At 58.6% G+C, this 20,873-nt stretch carries 18 protein-coding genes; 13 read left to right on the forward strand and 5 right to left on the reverse strand.

Annotated features, from left to right (window positions below):
- The first annotated feature begins 136 nt into the window (after nucleotides 1-136).
- The 9 genes from JNO50_RS03805 to JNO50_RS03845 all read left to right on the forward strand — a co-directional run bounded on the left by JNO50_RS03805 (nucleotide 137) and on the right by JNO50_RS03845 (nucleotide 10,281).
- Nucleotides 137-2,845 (forward strand): bifunctional acetate--CoA ligase family protein/GNAT family N-acetyltransferase, encoded by a 2,709-nt coding sequence (locus JNO50_RS03805; RefSeq protein ID WP_189536183.1) that lies wholly within the window; start codon nucleotides 137-139, stop codon nucleotides 2,843-2,845.
- A 79-nt stretch (nucleotides 2,846-2,924) separates the two neighbouring features.
- A complete protein-coding gene (gene rpsP, locus JNO50_RS03810) occupies nucleotides 2,925-3,173 on the forward strand; it encodes a 30S ribosomal protein S16 (protein ID WP_189536180.1) in 249 nt (82 codons plus the stop codon).
- 36 nt (nucleotides 3,174-3,209) lie between these two features.
- On the forward strand, nucleotides 3,210-3,716 hold the full coding sequence (gene rimM, locus JNO50_RS03815; protein WP_189536178.1) for a ribosome maturation factor RimM: 507 nt from the start codon (nucleotides 3,210-3,212) through the stop codon (nucleotides 3,714-3,716).
- A complete protein-coding gene (trmD, locus tag JNO50_RS03820; protein ID WP_189536176.1) occupies nucleotides 3,716-4,486 on the forward strand; it encodes a tRNA (guanosine(37)-N1)-methyltransferase TrmD in 771 nt (256 codons plus the stop codon). The genes rimM and trmD overlap by 1 nt, the downstream gene beginning before the upstream one ends.
- Before the next feature lies 1 nt (nucleotide 4,487).
- A complete protein-coding gene (gene rplS, locus JNO50_RS03825) occupies nucleotides 4,488-4,856 on the forward strand; it encodes a 50S ribosomal protein L19 (RefSeq protein ID WP_189536174.1) in 369 nt (122 codons plus the stop codon).
- Nucleotides 4,857-4,931: 75 nt separating this feature from the next.
- Nucleotides 4,932-5,396, forward strand: coding sequence for a methylated-DNA--[protein]-cysteine S-methyltransferase (locus tag JNO50_RS03830; RefSeq protein WP_189536172.1), 465 nt, complete (start codon nucleotides 4,932-4,934; stop codon nucleotides 5,394-5,396).
- Complete coding sequence (gene xerD, locus JNO50_RS03835) at nucleotides 5,386-6,276, forward strand: site-specific tyrosine recombinase XerD (RefSeq protein ID WP_189536170.1); 891 nt, start codon at nucleotides 5,386-5,388, stop codon at nucleotides 6,274-6,276. Before JNO50_RS03830 ends, xerD begins: the two co-directional genes overlap by 11 nt.
- Nucleotides 6,277-6,724: 448 nt before the next feature.
- On the forward strand, nucleotides 6,725-8,041 hold the full coding sequence (gene cadB, locus JNO50_RS03840; protein WP_189536168.1) for a cadaverine/lysine antiporter: 1,317 nt from the start codon (nucleotides 6,725-6,727) through the stop codon (nucleotides 8,039-8,041).
- Between the two features lie 101 nt (nucleotides 8,042-8,142).
- Complete coding sequence (locus JNO50_RS03845; protein ID WP_189536166.1) at nucleotides 8,143-10,281, forward strand: lysine decarboxylase LdcC; 2,139 nt, start codon at nucleotides 8,143-8,145, stop codon at nucleotides 10,279-10,281.
- An 80-nt stretch (nucleotides 10,282-10,361) separates the two neighbouring features.
- Here the strand turns inward: JNO50_RS03845 and JNO50_RS03850 are convergent, their stop codons facing one another.
- Entirely contained in the window at nucleotides 10,362-12,032 is a 1,671-nt protein-coding gene (locus JNO50_RS03850) for a hypothetical protein (protein ID WP_189536164.1), read from the reverse strand.
- Between the two features lie 199 nt (nucleotides 12,033-12,231).
- On the opposite strand from JNO50_RS03850, the gene JNO50_RS03855 reads away from it, so the two are divergent.
- Nucleotides 12,232-13,140, forward strand: a complete 909-nt coding sequence (locus tag JNO50_RS03855; protein WP_189536162.1) for a LysR substrate-binding domain-containing protein — start codon at nucleotides 12,232-12,234, stop codon at nucleotides 13,138-13,140.
- Between the two features lie 64 nt (nucleotides 13,141-13,204).
- On the opposite strand, the gene clpA is transcribed toward JNO50_RS03855, so the two are convergent.
- Nucleotides 13,205-15,484, reverse strand: a complete 2,280-nt coding sequence (gene clpA, locus JNO50_RS03860; protein ID WP_189536160.1) for an ATP-dependent Clp protease ATP-binding subunit ClpA — start codon at nucleotides 15,482-15,484, stop codon at nucleotides 13,205-13,207.
- Entirely contained in the window at nucleotides 15,484-15,792 is a 309-nt protein-coding gene (gene clpS, locus JNO50_RS03865) for an ATP-dependent Clp protease adapter ClpS (protein ID WP_189536159.1), read from the reverse strand. The genes clpA and clpS overlap by 1 nt, the downstream gene beginning before the upstream one ends.
- Nucleotides 15,793-16,021: 229 nt before the next feature.
- Here clpS and JNO50_RS03870 point away from each other — a divergent pair, with 229 nt between their 5' ends.
- Complete coding sequence (locus JNO50_RS03870; protein ID WP_189536157.1) at nucleotides 16,022-16,225, forward strand: cold-shock protein; 204 nt, start codon at nucleotides 16,022-16,024, stop codon at nucleotides 16,223-16,225.
- 226 nt (nucleotides 16,226-16,451) lie between these two features.
- Here the strand turns inward: JNO50_RS03870 and icd are convergent, their stop codons facing one another.
- A complete protein-coding gene (gene icd, locus JNO50_RS03875) occupies nucleotides 16,452-17,699 on the reverse strand; it encodes an NADP-dependent isocitrate dehydrogenase (protein WP_189536156.1) in 1,248 nt (415 codons plus the stop codon).
- Nucleotides 17,700-17,886: 187 nt separating this feature from the next.
- Here icd and JNO50_RS03880 point away from each other — a divergent pair, with 187 nt between their 5' ends.
- The gene (locus tag JNO50_RS03880; protein ID WP_189536154.1) at nucleotides 17,887-18,519 is read left to right on the forward strand and encodes a pseudouridine synthase; all 633 of its coding nucleotides are present in this window, start codon (nucleotides 17,887-17,889) and stop codon (nucleotides 18,517-18,519) included.
- A gap of 48 nt (nucleotides 18,520-18,567) precedes the next feature.
- Nucleotides 18,568-20,325: a bifunctional isocitrate dehydrogenase kinase/phosphatase gene (gene aceK, locus JNO50_RS03885; RefSeq protein WP_189536152.1), complete on the forward strand. Its 1,758-nt coding sequence runs from the start codon at nucleotides 18,568-18,570 to the stop codon at nucleotides 20,323-20,325.
- 54 nt (nucleotides 20,326-20,379) lie between these two features.
- Here the strand turns inward: aceK and JNO50_RS03890 are convergent, their stop codons facing one another.
- A complete protein-coding gene (locus tag JNO50_RS03890) occupies nucleotides 20,380-20,814 on the reverse strand; it encodes a hypothetical protein (protein WP_189536150.1) in 435 nt (144 codons plus the stop codon).
- Between the last annotated feature and the right edge of the window lie 59 nt (nucleotides 20,815-20,873).

Consider the following 20,873-nt stretch of genomic DNA (forward strand, 5'->3'; position numbering starts at 1 on the left):
GTCGTGAAACAGTAAAGATTAACAATATTGATCCCAAATTGCCACTCCCGCAGAGTCGGAAGTCTGACGGAAGCTCTCGGAACCTTTTATTGAAACCCGGATGGCCAGGCCCATCCTCGCTCGGGATATCATAACGATGAAACCGCATTACCTCACCCCGCTGTTTTCGCCGCGAAACGTGGCGGTTGTCGGTGCCAGCGACAAGCCGGGTTCCATCGGGCAGGCCGTTTTCTCCAATCTTCTGGCGGGCAACTTCCAGGGCAAGCTCTATCCGGTCAATCTCAACCACAAGGTGGTGGCGGGCATGCCCGCGGTTCAGTCCGTGAGGCTGATCGAAGGAGCGGTCGACCTGGCTGTGGTGACGACCGCGCTGCGCGCCTTGCCCGGCATTGTGAAGGACTGCGGCAAAAAGGGTGTCAAGGCGGTGCTGCTGGCCAAAGAGTTTTCCGATAGCGATCAGCTCGAACGCGAAATCCTCAACGAGTCGCTGTCGATCGCGCGCCACTACGGTATCCGGGTTCTGGGCCCCAATGTCCTGGGGCTGATGCGCCCTGTGGCGGGCTTCAATGCGACCAATTACAGCAACCGCGTCCGTCCCGGCAACCTCGCGCTGGTGTCGCAGTCCAGCGCGCTGTGCGCGGCCATGCTCGACTGGGCCGACGGCAAGAGTATCGGCTTTTCCAGTGTGATTTCGGTGGGCGAGGCGCTGGACGTGGATTTCGGGGAGATTCTCGATTTCCTTGTCGCCGACAACTTCACGCAGGGCATCCTGTTGCACGTGCACCACATTCACGATGCGCGACGCTTCATGAGCGCCATGCGCGCCGCGGCGCGAACCAAGCCGGTCGTGGTGATCAAGTCGGGCCGTTTCGAAGACAGCGTGACCGGCGTAACGCATTCGAGCAACCTTGTGGCGAGCGGCGATGTGTTCGACTCCGCGCTGTCCCGCGCGGGGGTGCTGCGGGTGAATACCATTGCCCAGCTCTTTACCGCTGCCAAGGTGCTGGCGGCCAATTACCGGGTGCAGGGCCGCCGGCTGGCGATCGTGACCAACGGTATCGGGCCCGGCGTGTTGGCGGCCGATAGCACGTACACCTACGGTGTGGAGCTGGCGCAGCTGTCGCCGGCGACAATCGAATTGCTTGACGAGGTGTTGCCGCGCAACTGGTCGCACGGCAATCCCCTGGACATTATCGGGGATGCCAGCCCGGCCCGTTTCCGCACCGCGGTGAAAGCCTGTCTGGACGATCCCGGTGTGGATGGGGTTCTGGTGATTTTCACCCCGCAGTCGGGAACGGATCATTTGACGACAGCGCAATTGATGGTGGGTCTGCAGCGCGAAGCGAGCAAGCCGCTGTTCCTCTCCTGGCTTGGCGAGGCGAAGGTGTCGGAGAGCCGGGAGCTGTTCAGCAAGGCCAAATGCGCGCATTTCAGCGCGCCGGAATTCGCGATCGAGGTGTTCCGCAACCTGGCCAATTATCACCACAACCAGCAGCTGTTGTTGCAAACGCCGGGCCCCTTGGGCGGTCGCCAGGAGCCCGCCGACGCGGAGCGGGCGCGCCGGGTCGTGAACCGGGCGCTGAAAGAAGGGCGCAACGTCCTGTCGGAGCGGGAGTCCAAGGAAGTGTTGGCGGCCTTCAAGATTCCGGTCAATCCGACCCATCTTGCCCGCAATGAAGACGAGGCGGTGCAACTGGCCCAGAAGAACGGTTACCCGGTTGTACTCAAGATCGATTCGCCCGACATCATTTATAAGTCCGATGTGGGGGGAGTGGAGCTGAACATCGCCAACGAAGCCTCGTTGCGCCAGGCGTTCGCCGATATCGTGGGGCGCGCCCGTACCCTGCGGCCGGATGCCCACATCGAAGGGGTGTCCGTTCAGCCGATGCGCAAGCGGCGCTTTGCCAGGGAGTTGATGGTCGGGGTGACGCACGATACATCGTTCGGTCCGGTGATCACTTTCGGCGCGGGCGGCATTGCCGTTGAAATCATGCAGGACCGGGCGCTCGGCTTGCCGCCGTTGAACAGCTATCTGGTCAACAGCATGATCGACAAGACGCGCATCGGGAAAATCCTCGGCGCATTCAAGAACCTTCCTCCCATCGATCGGCAGGAACTCGAGGCGGTGCTGTTGCATGTGTCGGAGATGGTGTGCGAGATGCCGGAAATCCGCGAAATGGACATCAACCCCCTGGTGGCCGACGAGCGCGGGGTGATCGCCCTGGATGCGCGGATCATCGTCGAGAAGGCCAGGCCGGATCGCCGCAATTACCGGCACATGGCCATCATGCCCTATCCGACCCGGATGGTGAAAAACGCCAAGTTGACGGACGGCACCGATGTGATCATTCGTCCTGTCCGCCCGGAAGACGCCGACATGCAGCAGCAATTCGTGCGCAATCTGTCCGAGGAGAGCCGCTACAACCGCTATATGTCGAGCATCAAGCAGCTATCCCAGACCATGCTGGTCCGGTTCACCCAGCTTGATTACGATCGCGAAATGGCGCTGGCGATGACCCGCGTCGATGAAGCGGGCAAGGAGGAGCAACTGGCCGTGGCCCGTTTCATCACCGATCCGGATAACGAGAGTTGCGAGTTCGCCCTGGAAGTGGCCGACCGCTGGCAGGGCAGGGGCATCGGTTTCATCCTGATGTCGGCGCTGTTCGATGCGGCGCGGGATCAGGGGCTGGCCGTCATGCGCGGAGAGGTTCTCGCGGGCAACAAGGGCATGCTCAAGCTCATGCACAAACTGGGCTTCAAGGTCGAGCCCCACCCTGAAGACCGGGCGCTGACGATTGTCGCCAAAGCCCTGGCCGATGAAGCGCCGCAGGCCGCGGGTAATTAAGCGCTTGCAAGATAAGGGAAAAATGCCCTAGAATCGAGGGCTTTTCTACGATACCGTTTTTATACAAGGACAATCGACAATGGTAGTGATTCGTCTGGCACGCGGCGGCTCCAAGAACCGTCCGTTCTACAATATCGTTGTGACCGACTCCCGTAGCCGTCGCGACGGTCGTTTCATCGAGCGCGTGGGCTTCTACAACCCGGTTGCCAACGAGAAGGAAGAGCGCGTCCGCGTCACCATGGACCGTCTGAACTACTGGATCGGCGTGGGTGCCCAGGTGTCCGACTCCGTCGCTCGCGTGGTCAAGGAACTGAAAGTCGCTGCCTAAGCGCCTTTTTTCATGACGTTGAAGGGTACCCCAGCAATGCGCGACGACGAACTCGTGGTTATGGGCTATGTCAGTGGCGCCTTCGGGGTTCGCGGCTGGGTGAAAGTCCATGCCGATACCGAATTCGAAGACAGTCTGTTCGACTATCCCGAATGGCTGATCGGCAAGAATGGCGTCTGGAAAACCTACCGTTTCGAAGACGGTGCGGTCCAGCCCAAGGCGCTCGTGGCCAAACTCGAAGGAGTGGCCGACCGCGACGCTGCGGACAGTCTCAAGGGATCGCAAGTCGCAATCCTGCGGGACCAGTTGCCGGAACCCGACGACGATGAGTATTACTGGGCCGATCTGATCGGTCTTGATGTGGTCAACCGGTCGGGCCAGGCGCTCGGCAAGGTGACAAAACTGTTGGGTACGGGAGCGCACGATATCCTGGTCGTTCACGATGGCAAGACGGAGAGGATGATTCCTTTCGTCGAGCAGTTCGTCGGCAAAGTGGATATCGAGGCGGGTACCATCGAGGTGGATTGGGGTCTCGATTTCTGATGCGTGTGGACGCCATCACCCTTTTCCCGGAGATGTTCGAGGCGGTGACCCGTTTCGGCATCAGTCGCCGGGCCCATGAAATGGGGCTGTGGGAGTTTGCCGCATGGAATCCGCGTGACTTTACCGAGGACAATTATCGCAGGGTGGACGATCGTCCCTTCGGCGGAGGTCCCGGAATGGTCATGCAGCCCGAGCCGCTGGAGAAAGCCGTCGATGCTGCCAGGAACGCGCAGCGGGAAGCGGGAGTCGCCCGGTCCCGGGTGGTGTATCTCTCCCCGCAGGGGCCGGCCCTGACGCATGGCAAGGCGCAAGCGCTCGCCGGCGAAGCGGGTCTCGTGCTGTTGTGCGGACGTTACGAAGGCATCGATCAGCGGCTGCTCGACCGTGTTGTCGACGAGGAAATCTCGATCGGCGACTACGTGTTGTCCGGCGGAGAGCTGCCTGCGATGGTGCTGATCGATACGATCGTGCGGCTGTTGCCGGGCGCATTGAACGATTCGCTTTCGGCGGTGGAGGACTCGTTTGTTTCGGGCCTGCTCGATTGCCCGCACTACACCCGTCCCGAAGAATACCGCGGCATGCGGGTGCCGGATGTGTTGATGTCCGGTAATCATGCCCTGATCGCCAAATGGCGACTCAAACAGTCGCTCGGAAAGACGTGGCTTAATCGCCCCGATCTTCTGAAAGACCGAACATTATCCAAACAGGAGGCAGGGCTGCTGGCAGAGTTTCAGCAGGAACATGCCCCCGCAAAAAAACAGGAGTCCTGACATGGATCTGATTCAGCAACTCGAGCAAGAAGAAATCGCTCGCCTTGGCAAAACCGTTCCTTCCTTCGCTCCCGGTGACACCGTCATCGTGCAAGTCAAGGTAAAGGAAGGTAACCGCGAACGTCTGCAGGCCTACGAAGGCGTGGTTATCGCCAAGCGCAACCGCGGTCTGAACAGCGCCTTCATCGTGCGCAAGATCTCCGCCGGTGAAGGCGTGGAACGTACCTTCCAGACCTACTCTCCGCTGGTTGCCTCGATCGAAGTGAAGCGCCGTGGTGACGTGCGTCGCGCCAAGCTGTACTACCTGCGTGGCCGCACCGGCAAGGCCGCTCGTATCAAGGAAAAGCTGCCGACCCGCAAAGAAGCGTAAGCTTCCCGGATTCCGGTATGATGAAAAGCGCAAGGCATGGCCTTGCGCTTTTTCTATTTGGGAAGGAGGCGTTGTATGCCATGGAGCGCCGTGATCGAAGCGCCGTTCGGACGCTTGGGAGTGCGTACCGACAGTGAACATGTTCGCGAGATCCGTTTTCTGGACCGCAGCGAAGCCCTGCGGGCGCCGACCTCTCCTGTGGCCGTGGAAACCGTGCGCCAGTTGGAGCAGTATTTTCTTGATGCCGATTTCCGGTTCTCCGTGCCGATAGAGTTGACAGGCACGCCGTTTCAAGTGCGTGTGTGGGAGCGCATCGCGCGGATCCCGAAGGGACAAACCATCACGTACACGACGCTGGCCGAGGATATCGGGTCCGTCGCGCGCGCGGTTGGCGGCGCCTGTGGGCGCAATCCGGTTCCTGTCATCGTTCCATGCCACCGGGTGGTGGCCGTTTCGGGGATCGGTGGTTTCAACGGAGCCGCTGACGACAGCCTTCTGAGCCTCCCCATCAAGCGCTGGTTGCTGGCCCATGAGCTCTGATGCGGCGCTGATTGAGCGTTTTCTGGAAGCGTTATGGCTGGAAGACGGTTTGTCCGACAACACGCGCGCCGCCTACCGCCGGGACTTGGCCAAACTGAGCGAACGCCTGTCGACCGACGGTGATTGCGATCTGATGCGAGCGGACCGCGCCGCCATTGAGCGGGCGCTTCTGATCCGCGCCGACACCGACAAACCGGCGACCCGTGCCAGGCTGATGAGCACAACCCGGCGTTTTTTCCGATTCCTTAATGCGGAAGGATTGCGCGAAGACGATCCGGTTGATCGTCTGAGTGCGCCGCGCACCGGTCAGCGCTTGCCAAAATCCCTGTCGGAACGGCATGTCGAGGCCTTGCTCGATGCGCCGGATGTGGCCTCGCCGTTCGGTTTGCGAGACAGGGCGATGCTCGAGTTGCTTTACGCCTGTGGTTTGCGGGTTTCCGAACTGGTCGGATTAACACTCTCCCAGCTGGATTTACAGGCCGGCGTCCTGAAGACGATGGGCAAGGGCAGCAAGGAGAGGCTGGTGCCGATGGGGGAGGTGGCCCGCGAATGGCTGGAGCGCTATCTTGTCGACGCACGCCCAGTGTTGCTGGCCGGCAAGGAAAATGATGCGGTATTCATTTCTCAGCGCAAAGGTCCGCTGACCCGGCAGATGGCCTGGTTTCTCATTGTCCGCTACGCCCGTTCCGCCGGTCTTCCTCCGGTGAGTCCTCATACGTTGCGCCACGCATTCGCGACCCATCTTGTCAATCACGGCGCCGACCTGCGCGTCGTCCAGCTGTTGCTGGGGCATGCCGATATTTCCACCACCCAGATTTATACCCATGTCGCGCGCGAGCGTTTGAAAGCGCTGCATCGCCAACACCATCCCCGAGGTTGATTCTCGTCAAAAAAATTGCATGTACTTGCCAGAAAACGATGCTATACAGTTATGGCAGTTGTGCGTTTATATATTAGTTTCATTATTAATAATGACATATTTAAAATCGCCCCGCCTGTCTCAGGAAGACGATTCTTGCTTCAATTTCTTGAGAAAAGACAATGTCGTAGACCATTGCCGTTGGCGGATTTCGACTTCTTCTCGCTCTAGCAAGTAAGAAAGCCTTAATTAGTGATTCATTATTAATGAATGTAGTAATGAACCGAATTGCACTAGAATCTGGAATGTAAGAAAAGTCTGATACTCGTGAAAAGCAGTGGTAGCAGGTTTTCAGAGCGTTTGGACACAAGGCGGAAAGATTGCCGCGTGTCGGGTTTTTCATCGGGAACAGACGGATACCATCGCCTGTTAGGGCGAGGCCAAAGTCAAAACATGAGGTACTCGAAAAATGTCTTCTACACCCAAGAAAATCGGTTTGTTAGCGTGTATCGGTGTGGTGGCCGGTAACATGATGGGTAGTGGTATCGCCCTTCTGCCGGCGAACCTTGCACACATCGGTTCCATCTCTGTTTTCAGCTGGTTTGTCAGCATGTTCGGCGCCATGTGCCTGGCGTATGTTTACGCCCGACTGGGTACGGTCAACCCGCAATCGGGTGGTCCGATCGCTTACGCCGGTGAAGTGTCCCCGGCCTTCGGTTTCCAGACCGGCGTATTGTACTACCACGCCAACTGGATCGGTAACCTGGCCATCGCCGTGACCGGTGTGGCTTATCTGTCCGCTTTCTTCCCCGCCTTGAACGATCCGTTCATCGCGACCATGGCCAGTATCGTGGTTGTCTGGATCTTTACCCTGGTCAACCTGATGGGTGGTACCTGGGTGAGCCGTCTGACCTCGTTCGGCCTGATTCTGATCCTGATCCCGGTTGTGCTGACCGCCACCGTGGGCTGGGCCTGGTTCGACTCCACGACCTATGTCGCCAACTGGAACACTTCCGGCAAAACCGCCCCGATGGCCGTTGTGACCGCCGTGATCTCGTGCCTGTGGGCCTTCGTCGGTGTTGAGTCCGCCTCCGTTTCCACCGGTCAGGTCGAAAATCCGAAGCGCAACGTTCCGCTGGCCACCATGCTGGGTACTGGCCTTGCCGGTCTGGTGTACATCTCGTCCACCCAGGTGATCGGTGGTATGTTCCCGGCCAAGGAAATGGCGGCTTCCGGTGCTCCGTTCGCTCTGGCTACCAGCCACATGTTCGGCCCCTGGACTGAAAAATTTGTTTCCGCCTTCACCGCTTTCGCCTGCTTCACCTCGCTCGGTTCGTGGATGATGCTGGTTGGCGAAGCCGGTAAGCGCGCTGCCGATGACGGCAACTTCCCGGCCATTTATGGCAAAACCGACAGCCGCGGCGTTGCCCGCTCCGGTCTGGTGCTCGCTTCGATCAAAATGACGCTGCTGCTCCTGGCCCTGAACTTCTTCGCCGGCTCTGGCAATGCCTCCGGTCTGTTCAGCCAGCTGACCTCGATCGCCGTGCTGCTGACCCTGCTGCCGTACTTCTACTCGTGCATCAACCTGATTCGCTTCGAAGGCATGACCACCAAGAGCGTCATTGCCGTGATCGCCTCGATCGTGGGTTGCGGCTTCTGCTTCGTGGCTCTGGCCGGTGCCGATGCCACCCCGCTGATGGCTACCTTCCTGGTATCGCTGACCATCCTGATGTTCTACGCGAACAAGATGGGTCGTCGCCAGGCTGCCGGTACCCACGCCGAGTAAGCGCTGTAAGCGGTATTGAACGATTTACCTGATCGCATGCGGAGCGAATTCCAGCTCCGCCGGAATCTCCGCATGCTGTTTCACCCAAGAGAGGGACTTTTATGAAGACCATTCTGATTCTTACCAGCAAAGATGTACCGCAGTTCAAGGCTGAACCTCTGCAGGAACTTCATGCAGAAATGGCCAACAACGGTTACGAGGTTATCTACCCCGACAGCCGTGAAGACCTGATCAAGCTGATCGAACAAAATCCGCGTGTGGCTTCCGTGGTGTTCGACTGGGATGATTTCGGTCTGGAACTGTGTGCCCAGATCAGCGAATTGAACGAAAAGCTTCCGCTGTTCGGCTTTGCGAATCAGAACATCGTCCTGGACGTGAACCTTGCCGACCTGCGTTTGAACCTGAGCTTCTTCGAATACCACATGGGTCAGGCCGAGGATGTTTTCGCCAAGATCCGCCAAGGTGTCGAGGCTTATGTTGACGAAATCATGCCTCCGTTCACCAAGGCTCTGTTCAAGTACGTTGACGAAAACAAGTACACCTTCTGCACCCCGGGTCACCTGGGCGGCTCCGCGTTCCTGAAGAGCCCGGTCGGCAGCATTTTCTACGACTTCTACGGTCCGAACACCTTCAAGGCCGACGTTTCCGTCTCCATGCCGGAACTGGGCTCGCTGCTTGACCACTCCGGTCCGCACAAGGAAGCCGAAGAATATATCGCCAAGGTCTTCAACGCGACCTCGAGCTACATCGTGACCAACGGTACCTCGACCGCCAACAAGATCGTCGGTATGTTCGCCGCTCCGTCCGGCAGCACCATCATGGTTGACCGTAACTGCCACAAGTCGCTCACCCATCTGATGATGATGAGCAACGTGACCCCGATCTACTTCCGTCCGTCGCGTAACGCCTACGGTATCCTCGGTGGTATCCCGAAGAGCGAGTTCACCCGCGAAGTCATCGAGCAGAAGATCGCCGCGACTCCGAACGCCAGCTGGCCGACCTATGCCGTCGTGACCAACAGTACCTACGACGGTCTGTTGTACAACACCGAGTGGATCAAGAAGACCCTCGACGTTAAGCACATGCACTTCGACAGCGCCTGGGTTCCGTACACCAACTTCCACAAGATGTACCAGGGCAAGTACGGCATGAGCGGCGCGACCGTTCCGGGCAAAGTGGTATACGAAACCCAATCGACCCACAAGCTGCTGGCCGCGTTCTCGCAAGCTTCGATGATTCACATCAAGGGCGAAGTTGATCATGAAACGTTCAACGAATCGTTCATGATGCACACCTCGACCTCGCCGCAATACGGCATCGTGGCTTCGACCGAAATCGCCGCTGCGATGATGAAGGGTAACTCCGGTCGTCGCCTGATCCAGAACTCCGTTGAACGCGCTCTGAACTTCCGTAAGGAAATCAAGAAGCTGCGCGCTGAATCGACTGGCTGGTTCTTCGATGTATGGCAGCCGGAAGGTATCGAGGAAGCCGATTGCTGGCCGCTGAAGCCGGAAGATGCATGGCACGGCTTCAAGAACCTCGACGCCGACCACATGTACCTCGATCCGATCAAGGTCACCATCCTGACCCCGGGTATGAGCAAGAACGGCACCCTGGAAGACTCCGGTATCCCGGCTTCCATCGTGTCCAAGTACCTGGACGAGAACGGTATCGTTGTTGAGAAGACCGGTCCGTACAACCTGCTGTTCCTGTTCTCGATCGGTATCGACAAGTCCAAGTCGCTCAAGCTGCTGCGTACGCTGACCGCGTTCAAGCGCGCTTACGATCAGAACATGAAGGTCAAGAACATCCTGCCGGGCCTGTACGCTGAAAACCCGTCGTTCTACGGCGAAATGCGTATCCAGGAACTGGCTCAGGGTATCCATGACCTGATGCGCAAGTTCAAGCTGCCGGACATGATGTACCACGCGTTCGAAGTGCTGCCGCAGCAGGAAATGACCCCGCATCAAGCCTTCACCAAGGTCCTGAACGACGAGACCGAAGAAGTGTATGTGGAAGAGCTGGTTGGCCGCACCAACGCCAACATGATCCTGCCGTACCCCCCGGGCGTACCGCTGGTTCTGCCGGGCGAAATGATCACCGAGGAAAGCGTTGCGGTTCTGGACTTCCTGCTCATGCTGATCGAGATCGGCAAGCACTATCCGGGCTTCGACACCGACATCCACGGTGCTTACAAGCAGGACGATGGCCGTTACAAGGTCAAAGTACTGAAGAAGTAATGTGAAACGACCGGGGGTTCCCCGGCCGGTAAGCTAAAGGAGAGGCTCAGGCCTCTCCTTTTTTTTGCATCGGAAGCGGATTAGCCGTTGGCGGGGAAACCTTCGTGCACCACAGAGTCGGTGGACGTTTCGTAGCGATTCACCAGATTGGTGCGGGCCACCGTGCCGGAGGAGGTCAACGGCTGATCCTTGCCGAGTGTCCCGGCTGATTTGATCAGGAAGTCGACCAGGGCCTGATCGCGGTTTCCCACGGGTTTTCGTGCTTCCAGCTGTAGCAGCCGGCTCAGAACCTTGCCTTTGCCGAGCGCAGGGTAGAGTGTAGCGATTTTGTTCTGGAGCGGTTCGGTGAAGCCTTGCGATTGCATTTCGCGGTCGACCCACAGAGGCAGATCATTGATCAGGGCATTGCGCAATGCGGCTTTGTGGTCATCGGAGCCCTTGAACCGGTTGAGCAGGCGCTTGCCAGCCCCGGGAAGGGAGGCATGAGTGTTCAGAACATACCGCTGAATGGCCGGTGACGCTTTGTCCAGCAGGGCCAGGCTGAGGTCGGCGTACTGGGCACTTGTGACGTTTGCGGCCTTTTCGAATGCGGCCAGCCAGTCGGGGGCTCGAGGGGACTCCGAGCGGATGAGAAGTGCCAGCACGGACTGGGTCCCCTTGACGTCAAGCTGGCCTAGCGTCCCGTTTCGCAGCAGCTGTTGGAATACCGCTTCGTTATTTTGCGTGATCGCCATGTTCAGTGATTTGGCCAAGGATGAGTCGTCCACCGGTTTCTTGCTCAAATACTCGATCCAGTGAGGGCCGTTGGGGGTGGTTGACTGGGTCAACGGCACTTCATTGCTCAGCAATTCCCCGTATTGTCGGGCTGTCAGATGGTTCATGGCGGCAAACTTGGTCAACGCGCCCAGAAGGCGGGGGTCTTGCGGTGCGACGTCATGCACGGCGGTGGCGACCTGATTCAGGAGCGGCGCGTTGTCCAGATGACGGCGCGGATCGACGCGTTTGCCCGATGCGCTGACCAGGCGGATTTTTCCGGTATTCAGCAAGGCGCCGATTGTGGTCGCGCTGGCTCTCTGCGTCTCTGAAGTGGCTTGCCGCAACGCTTCGGTATAGTCGCTGACATTCAAATGGCGCGTGAAATGCTTCATGCTCAGCAGTGCTTCAACCACTTTCGCGTTGCCTCCCGGGCGTGTCGATGCGCTGACGGCAAGGCTGAGCAACTCGCCGTAAAACTCGTTTTTCTTCGTCAGGGTCGTGTCGTTCATGCCGCTGCCCAGCCGGTTTCTTGCCTGCGAGTTTCCGATGATGTTCCGGACGAATCCTTCATCATGGGTATTGATCGCTTGCCGCAACCCGTTTTGCAGCAAGGACGTTACTTGGTCTGGCTTGCTTTTGCTCCATGTCTTGATGGTTTCGGCAGGATGATTCTTCAACTGGTTATAGTCGGCTGTGCTCAAAAGACTCTGCTGTGTCGCAGAGCGGGGCTCCGTCGGTGTTTCCTGGCGGTTCGGGATGAAAGTTTGGCGGTTTTCCGTATTGGTGGCCGTGGCGATGCCATGGCCGAGCATCATTGTCAGCAATTGCTGCGTGGGGTTTGCTTTGGCGGGTTGTGTCGGCGCAATCGGAAGGGTGCTTACCCGTTCTGCTGAGGCCGCAAGGGGGGTGGGTTGATTTTTCCGGGTACAGATCTGAGTCAAGTTCGTATGCGATACTGTATCGACGGCGTTAAAGGTTGTGAGTCCGGATGGCATGATGATGTCCCTATGGTTTGTATTTTGTACGGCATCATCCTAGGCCTATCCTGCTCGGGGAAATTTCAGATTTCGCCTGTCTTTATGTTATTAACATTTACTTGCAGGCATTAAGCGATGTTTTTGTCGTTGACTGCTATCAAAGCCATGGGTTGACGGAGGGTGTATAACGTAAGAACACCCACCTAAGAAAGCCCCGATGAATATTACGATACGCCAGCTGCGTGCGTTCCTGGCCGTGGCCCAGGAAGGCTCGATCGCCAATGCCTCCGAAAAGTTGTTTCTGACCCGTCCGGCTGTTTCCCAAACGTTGCAGGAACTGGAACGCCAGTTTGACAAAAAACTGTTCCACCGCGTCAGCAACCGTCTGATTCTCAACGCGGAAGGCAAGCGGCTGCTGCCGTATATCGATGAGCTGATCCAGCGGATCAATCAGATCGAAAATTTCTTCACGGACGACAGCGATAACTACCGCAAGCTGAAGATCGGCGCGACCAAGAGCATCGGCAATTACCTGCTGCCCAAGCTGCTGCAGCAGAACCATGCCAAGAACGGGGTGGGTTTTCCCACCGTGTTCGTCGGCTCGACGGCGGATATTTGCGCCAAGCTGCAGACCACCGAGCTTGACATGGCCCTGATCGAGTGCGCGGCCTATGACAATTTCCTCAACAAGCTTCCCTGGATTTCGGATGAGATGATCGTGATCGCACCGGTGGCCAGCCGTATCGCGATGGACGAGCCGCTGACGGTCAGTGATCTGGAACGCGAGCCCTGGGTCGTACGGGAAATGGGATCCGGCAGCCGCGAGCTTTTCGAGTCGGCCATCGGCAGTCGTCTGAAACACAAGCGGGTCGCCTTGGAAGTCAATGCCACTGAAGCGATCATCAGCGCCGTGACGCATGGCGCCGGTCTTGCTTTCGTGTCGCGCATCGCCGCCGAGGACGCGATCGCTCATGGTCTTGTGCGTCGTCTACCCATGAAAGACGAGTACTCGCGGCGCTTCTGCATCGTCACGCATTGCGAAAAGTTCATTGGACCGGATTTGCAGGCGTTGATCGATTTTCTGGTGGATTACGCCGCGGCTACCGAACTGCCGAAGACATCCTGAACCGGAACAACAAAAAAATACCCCCGCCAGAAAAGGTCGGGGGTATTTTTTTGCCCAGCAGGTATCAGACCGCGGCGGCTTCGTCCGCGATTGCCTCTTCTTCGAAGATCAGGCGCACCTTGCTGTCCTCCACCGTCACCGTGACCTCCCCGCCATCGGTGAGGCGACCGAATAGCAGTTCGTCGGCCAGCGCCTTGCGGATCGTGTCCTGAATGAGGCGAGCCATCGGCCGCGCGCCCATTTGCGGGTCGAAACCGTTCTTCGCCAGATGACGACGCAACTCGTCGGTGAAATGGATGTCCACCTTGCGCTCGGCGAGCTGCTGTTCGAGCTGCATGAGGAACTTGTCCACCACCTGCAGGATGATCGTTTCATCGAGCATCGCGAACGGAATGATCGCGTCGAGCCGATTGCGGAATTCGGGGCTGAACATCCGCTTGATATCGGCCATTTCGTCGCCGCTGGCGCGCGACGGCGTGAAGCCCAGGGTCGGTTTGGCCAGCGATTCGGCTCCCGCGTTGGTCGTCATGATGATGACCACATTGCGGAAATCCGCCTTGCGCCCATTGTTGTCCGTCAGCGTGCCGTGATCCATCACCTGCAGCAGCACGTTGAAGATGTCCGGATGCGCTTTTTCGATCTCGTCAAGCAGCAGCACGGCGTACGGGTGCTTGGTGATCGCTTCGGTCAGTTGTCCGCCCTGCTCGAAACCGACATAGCCCGGAGGCGCGCCTATCAGTCGCGATACGGCATGCCGTTCCATGTACTCGGACATGTCAAAGCGCAACAGCTCGACGCCCAGCGTGTAGGCAAGCTGTCGTGCCACCTCCGTCTTGCCAACTCCCGTGGGCCCGGAGAACAGGAAGGAACCGATCGGTTTTTGCGGATTGCCAAGACCGGAGCGGGCCATCTTGATGGCCGCGGACAGCGCCTCGATCGCCTTGTCCTGACCGAAAACCACGTTGCGCAAATCGCGGTCAAGATTCTTCAGTACATTCTTGTCATTGTTCGACACGGTCTTGGCCGGAATGCGGGCGATCTTGGCGACGATCTCCTCGATCTCCGACTTGTTGATGACTTTCTTCTGTCGCGACTTGGGCAGGATCTTCTGGGCGGCACCCGCTTCGTCGATCACATCGATGGCCTTGTCGGGCAGATGGCGGTCATTGATATAGCGTGCCGACAACTCTGCCGCGGACGCGAGCGCCCCTACCGTGTAGCGAACCCCGTGATGGGTTTCGAAGCGCGATTTGAGGCCCTTGAGAATCTCGACGGTCTGCTCAACGGTCGGTTCGGCGATGTCGATTTTCTGGAACCGGCGCGAGAGGGCGTTATCCTTCTCGAAAATCCCGCGGTACTCGTTGTAGGTGGTCGCGCCGATACAGCGCAGGCTGCCGTTGGACAGCGCCGGTTTGAGCAGGTTCGAGGCATCGAGCGTTCCCCCCGACGCCGCGCCGGCGCCGATCAGGGTATGGATTTCGTCGATGAACAGGATCGCGTGCGGGTCGTCGGTCAATTGTTTGACCACGGCCTTCAGGCGCTGCTCGAAATCGCCGCGATACTTGGTGCCGGCCAGCAGCGCGCCCATATCCAGCGCGTAGACGGTCGCACGGGCCAGCACTTCGGGCACTTCGCCGTTGACGATGCGCCGCGCGAGCCCTTCGGCGATCGCCGTTTTGCCGACCCCGGCCTCACCGACCAGCAGAGGATTGTTCTTGCGGCGCCGACACAGGATCTGCACGGTGCGCTCGAGCTCAGGGTCGCGCCCGATCAGCGGATCGATCTTGCCGTCGCGCGCCTGGGCATTGAGGTTGAGCGTATAGTTTTCCAGCGCGCCGCCCGGCCCCGGGGCATGTTCCTCGCCCTCGCCGTCCGAGCCTTCGCGGGGTTCGGAGGGCTGCTGCGGCGAACGCTGCTTGGTGATGCCGTGGGAAATGAAATTGACCACGTCAAGACGCGAGATGCCTTGCTGGTGGAGGTAATAGACGGCGTGCGAATCCTTTTCCCCGAAGATCGCCACGAGAATGTTGGCGCCGGTCACTTCCTTCTTGCCGGAGGACTGGACGTGCAGGATCGCGCGCTGGATCACCCGCTGGAACCCCAGCGTCGGCTGGGTTTCGACCTCGGTTTCTCCCGGAACGGTCGGCGTATGTTCATCGACGAAGTCGGTCAACTGCTTTTTCAGCTGGTCGATATTCGCTCCGCACGCGCGCAGCACATCCGCCGCCGAGGGGTTGTCCAGCATGGCGAGCAACAGGTGTTCGACACTGATGAATTCGTGCCGTTTGCGCCGTGCATCCATAAAAGCCATGTGCAGGCTGACTTCAAGCTCCTGGGCAATCATCAGTTTTCCTCCATCACGCACTGCAGCGGATGCTGGTGCGCTTTCGCAAAATGCAACACCTGCTCTACCTTGGTTGCAGCCACATCTTTGGTATAAACGCCACACACGCCGTGACCTTGCGTATGCACCTGAAGCATGATTTTCGTGGCTTGTTCCCGATCCTTGTGGAAGAACGTCTGCAGGATCTGTACCACGAACTCCATGGGGGTGAAATCATCGTTCAATAACAAGACTTTATACAAGGGCGGCGGGGTCGTGCGCGCCCTCGATGCCTCCTTGAGGGCATCTTCCCTGAACTGCGTAGACATGTCGGCTTTCTGCAAATTCCCGGTTTACTACAATTTTGGTTCCAGCCGGTTTTTTTTCAAGTGGTGAAAAATCTTTTCTGCGATCCCTTGACGGTAGCGCAAGGGTTGCGTAGAAATGCAGTCAGGTGCTTGGCTTAGTCGTATCGCATGGCTTTCGGAACCTTTTTCGAGCCAGCTGCATTAAGCCGGTTTGTTCGGCCTCACCCGCCTGTTTATGCAAGGATGTGAAATGGCAACTGGTATTGTCAAATGGTTCAACGATGCTAAGGGCTTCGGTTTCATCACCCCGGATGAAGGCGGTGAAGATCTGTTCGCCCACTTTTCGGCCATCAACATGCAAGGCTTCAAGTCCCTCAAGGAAGGGCAACGTGTAAGCTTTGACGTTGTGAACGGTCCGAAAGGCAAACAGGCATCCAACATCCAGACCGCTTAAGGTACTGAACACGCTGATTGTCCGACTCCGTGTCGAGCAATCCGGATGACTAGAAAACCCGCCGACAGGCGGGTTTTTTATTGCCCCGCGACCCGCCCTTGGCTGCCCACCCTACGAACCCAGTATAACACCCGGTTTTCGGCTTCGCTGGCATACCCAGATCAATTAATGTTTGGCAACAAAAAACCCGCCTTGTGGCGGGTTTCTGTTTCAAGTGCCGTAAGCGTCACATGCGCGCGATCATCGCATCGCCAAAGGCCGAGCAGCTCACTTCGTGAGCGCCGTCCATCAGGCGGGCGAAGTCGTACGTGACCTGCTTGTCGGCGATCGCAGCTTCCATCGAGCGGATCACAAGATCGGCCGCTTCCTTCCAGCCCATGTGACGCAGCATCATTTCGGCGGACAGGATCAGCGAACCCGGATTGACCTTGTCCTGACCCGCGTACTTCGGCGCGGTGCCGTGGGTGGCCTCGAACACGGCGTACTGGTCGGAGATATTGGCTCCCGGGGCGATACCGATGCCGCCGACCTGGGCTGCGAGCGCATCGGAAACATAATCGCCGTTCAGGTTCAGGGTGGCGACCACATCATACTCGGCCGGACGCAGCAGGATCTGCTGCAGGAAAGCATCGGCGATGGCGTCCTTGACGATGATCTCGCGACCGGTCTTCGGGTTGGTGAAGGAGCACCACGGACCGCCGTCGATCGGCTTGGCGCCGAATTCGGTCTGCGCGAGCGAATAGGCCCAGTCGCGGAAGCCGCCTTCGGTGAACTTCATGATGTTGCCCTTGTGGACAATGGTTACGCTCTTGCGATCATTGTCGATGGCGTAGCGGATGGCGGCGCGAACCAGACGCTCGGTGCCCTGACGGGATACCGGCTTGATGCCGATGCCGGAGGTTTCCGGGAAGCGGATTTTCTTGACACCCATTTCGTTCTGCAGGAAAGCGATCACCTTCTTGGCGCTGTCGCTTTCGGCTTGCCACTCGATACCGGCGTAAATATCTTCGGTGTTCTCGCGGAAGATGACCATGTCGGTCAGTTCCGGTTGCTTCAGGGGGCTGGGCACGCCCTTGAAGTAGCGGACCGGGCGGACACACTGGTACAGGTCGAGTTCCTGGCGCAGGGCGACGTTCAGGGAGCGGATGCCGCCGCCGACCGGCGTGGTCATCGGACCCTTGATCGATACGGAGTATTCTTTCAGGGCGGCGAACGTTTCAGCCGGCAGCCATTCGTCCGGACCATACAGGCGCGTGGATTTCTCTCCGGCGTACACTTCCATCCAGTGGATTTTTTTCTGGCCGCCATAGGCCTTCTCGACAGCGGCGTCGATGACCTTGATCATCACCGGCGTGATGTCGACGCCAATGCCATCGCCTTCGATGAACGGAATGATCGGATTGTTCGGGACAGCCTGGCCCGGGACGATTTTCTGGCCTTCAGCGGGTACCTTGATCAGGGATTTAGCGCTCATGCCTACTCCATCATGTTTGTGTTGATTAGCAGATTGGGCGTTGCAACGCCGGCCCAGAGCCAAATGAGTCTCGTTGCAGTGCCGAGGCGGGAGAAGCCGGGGCTTGGCCGCGTGCGCGCTCCTGTTGTTGTGCCGCTTCTTCCCATCCTTGCTATTATCCTGTAATTCACCCCTTCTCGCTAGACCGATGCCCGATCTGATTCTCCTGAACAAACCTTACGGGGTAATTTGCCAGTTTTCCGAACACGAAACCCACCCGACCCTGAAGACCTGTGTCGATGTGCCGGGGGTCTATCCCGCCGGGCGTCTCGACACGGACAGCGAGGGTCTCGTGCTGCTGACCCCGGATGGCGCCGTGCAGCACGGTATTAGCGATCCGCGCTGGAAATTGCCGAAAACCTACTGGGTCCAGGTGGAGGGGATTCCCGACGACAGCCAGCTTGACGCTTTGCGCCATGGCGTGGATCTGGGGGATTTCGTCACCCGCGAGGCGCGGGTGGAACGCCTCGCGCCTCCGGATCTGTGGCCGCGTCATCCGCCGGTGCGCTTTCGCAAAAGCGTGCCGGACAGCTGGCTTGCGTTGACCATTCACGAAGGCAAGAACCGCCAGGTGCGGCGAATGACCGCCAGGGTCGGCTTGCCGACCTTGCGTCTTGTGCGTGTGGCGATCGGCCCCTGGCGGCTGGATGGCCTGGAACCCGGTCAATGGCGCCGCGTCGAGGTCGGTCTTGAAGAATTGCCGGCGCTCAAGCATGCTAATGGCAAACCCGGGGGCCGGGTTCACCGGGGGGCGGCCAGAACGCGCGGGCGGGGCCGTTAGCGCGAAATGCACGCCGGGCACCGGTGCCCATGAACACGAGGCGAGGCGATGCAGATACCCGAATACTACAATCCGGTGGCCAGGGATATCGCCCTGGCGCTGATCGGCGGTTTCGACAAGCACTACCGGCTGTTTCGCGAGTGCAACCGCCAGGCCAAACGGATGTTCGAGGAGGGAAACTGGCAAGGGGTGCAGCAGGCGATCCGGGACCGCATCCAGTTCTACGACAATCGCGTGGCGGAGACGGTGGCCCGCCTGCACGAGGAATTTCACGCCGAATTGCTCGACGATGAAATCTGGCAGCAGGCCAAGCTGTACTATATCGGCCTGCTGACCAACCACAAGCAGCCGGAGCTTGCCGAAACCTTCTTCAATTCGGTCTTCACCCGCATTCTGCATCGCGACTATTTCAACAACGACTTCATCTTTTTGCGACCGGCGATTTCCACAGATTACATCGAGTCATCGCCGCCTTCCTACCAGAGTTATTATCCGGCCTCCCAGGGTGTCCGGCATGTGATGCGGCAGATCATCGCCCAGTTCGGCTGGCGTCGTCCTTTTACCCGCCTGTCCCGGGATCTGGGAATGGTGCTGCGCATGATCGGCGAGCATCTGGGGGGGAACTGGCCGAAACCCGAAGCCAATTTCCAGATCCAGGTGCTCTCCTCGGCGTTCTACCGCAACAAAACCGCCTATATCCTCGGCAAGATCATCAACGGGCACGCCATCTATCCGTTCGCCGTGCCGGTGCTGCACGACGAATCGGGGGGATTGTTTCTGGACACCATACTGCTCGAGCCCTGGCGTATCGGTGTATTGTTCTCATTCAGCCGGGCTTATTTTCTGGTGGACATGGAAGTGCCGTCAGGTTACGTGCAGTTTCTGCGCTCGATGCTGCCGACCAAGAGCAAGGCCGAACTCTATACCATGCTCGGGTTGCAAAAGCAGGGCAAGAACATCTTTTACCGGGATTTCATCCATCACCTGCAGCATTCCAACGACCAGTTCATCGTCGCGCCGGGTATCCGCGGCCTGGTGATGCTGGTGTTCACGCTGCCGTCGTACCCTTATGTCTTCAAGCTGATCAAGGACGTGTTCGGCGGGCCCAAGGAAATCGACCGCGCTACGGTCAAGAAAAAATACCTGCTGGTAAAACGTCATGACCGGGTCGGCCGGATGGCCGATACGCTGGAATATTCCAATGTGGCTTTCCCGGTCGACCGCTTTACGCCGGAACTGCTGGAGGAGCTGCGCCGGGAGGTGCCGTCCTCGCTGGAAGAGGATGGAGACAGGATCATCTTGCGCCATCTTTATATCGAACGGCGCATGAAACCGCTCAATCTTTATCTGCAGACCGCCAGTCCCGCCGAAAAAGAGGCCGCCGTGCTGGACTACGGTCTGGCGATCAAGGAGTTGGCCTGTGCGAATATTTTCCCGGGGGACATGCTTTTCAAGAATTTCGGGGTAACGAGATACGGTAGAGTTATCTTTTACGACTACGATGAGATCGAGTATATGACGGATTGCCATTTCCGGCGGATTCCAGAGGCGCCGAATCCGGAAATGGAGATGTCAGGGGAAGTGTGGTATCCGATCGCGCGCAATGACGTCTTCCCCGAAGAGTTCGGCGCGTTTTTGCTGGGCGACCCCGATGTTCGCCGGGTTTTTCTCGAGCATCACCGGGACTTGCTCGATGTGCCGTTCTGGCAGGCGCGCCAGGAACGCATCCGGGATGGGGTCATCGAGGATTTCTATCCTTATCCGGAGCCGTTGCGTTTCGTCAACCGCTATCCGGAGCGGTATTGACCATCGGGAGGCGGACGGCGCACCGGGAGATCCTGCCATGCGCCATCAGGCTTGTCATGCGGGGGTCTCGCACAGATGAACCGCGAAATAGGCTACCGGCCCAGCGCTCGTCACGCCGATGTGGAAGCAGATTTCGTCGGGAAGGCCGGCATCGGGCTGCTCCGCGGCGCGGATCAATTCGTACAGCACTTCCACTTCCTTGAAGCGCTTGGCCAGCTTCACGTTCCCGCTCATCCAGGCGAGGATCGTGTCGGACTGCGGATGTTCGCTTCCCAGCGCCAGTTCGCAGTTCGGGCAACTGACCAGATCGACGGCGGGGGGCAGGGCGACGCCTTGCGATTCCAGCTCGAGACGGACGTACCGATCGAATCGATCGAGCGCTTTGCCGGCGCGTTTGCGCACCCCGCTCAAGGTCAGGTTGTGATTGGCGACAGCCGGGCCGAACAACCGGACAAGGCCGCGGTCTCCGGGCTTTTCCCTGTATTGCATGATGGCTCCCTATCCATGGGTATCAGCCTTAAGTGTAGACCAATCCCCCGGAAATACTG

It is taken from the genome of Paludibacterium paludis (assembly GCF_018802605.1).
In the GTDB taxonomy this organism is placed as follows: Bacteria; Pseudomonadota; Gammaproteobacteria; order Burkholderiales; family Chromobacteriaceae; genus Paludibacterium; species Paludibacterium paludis.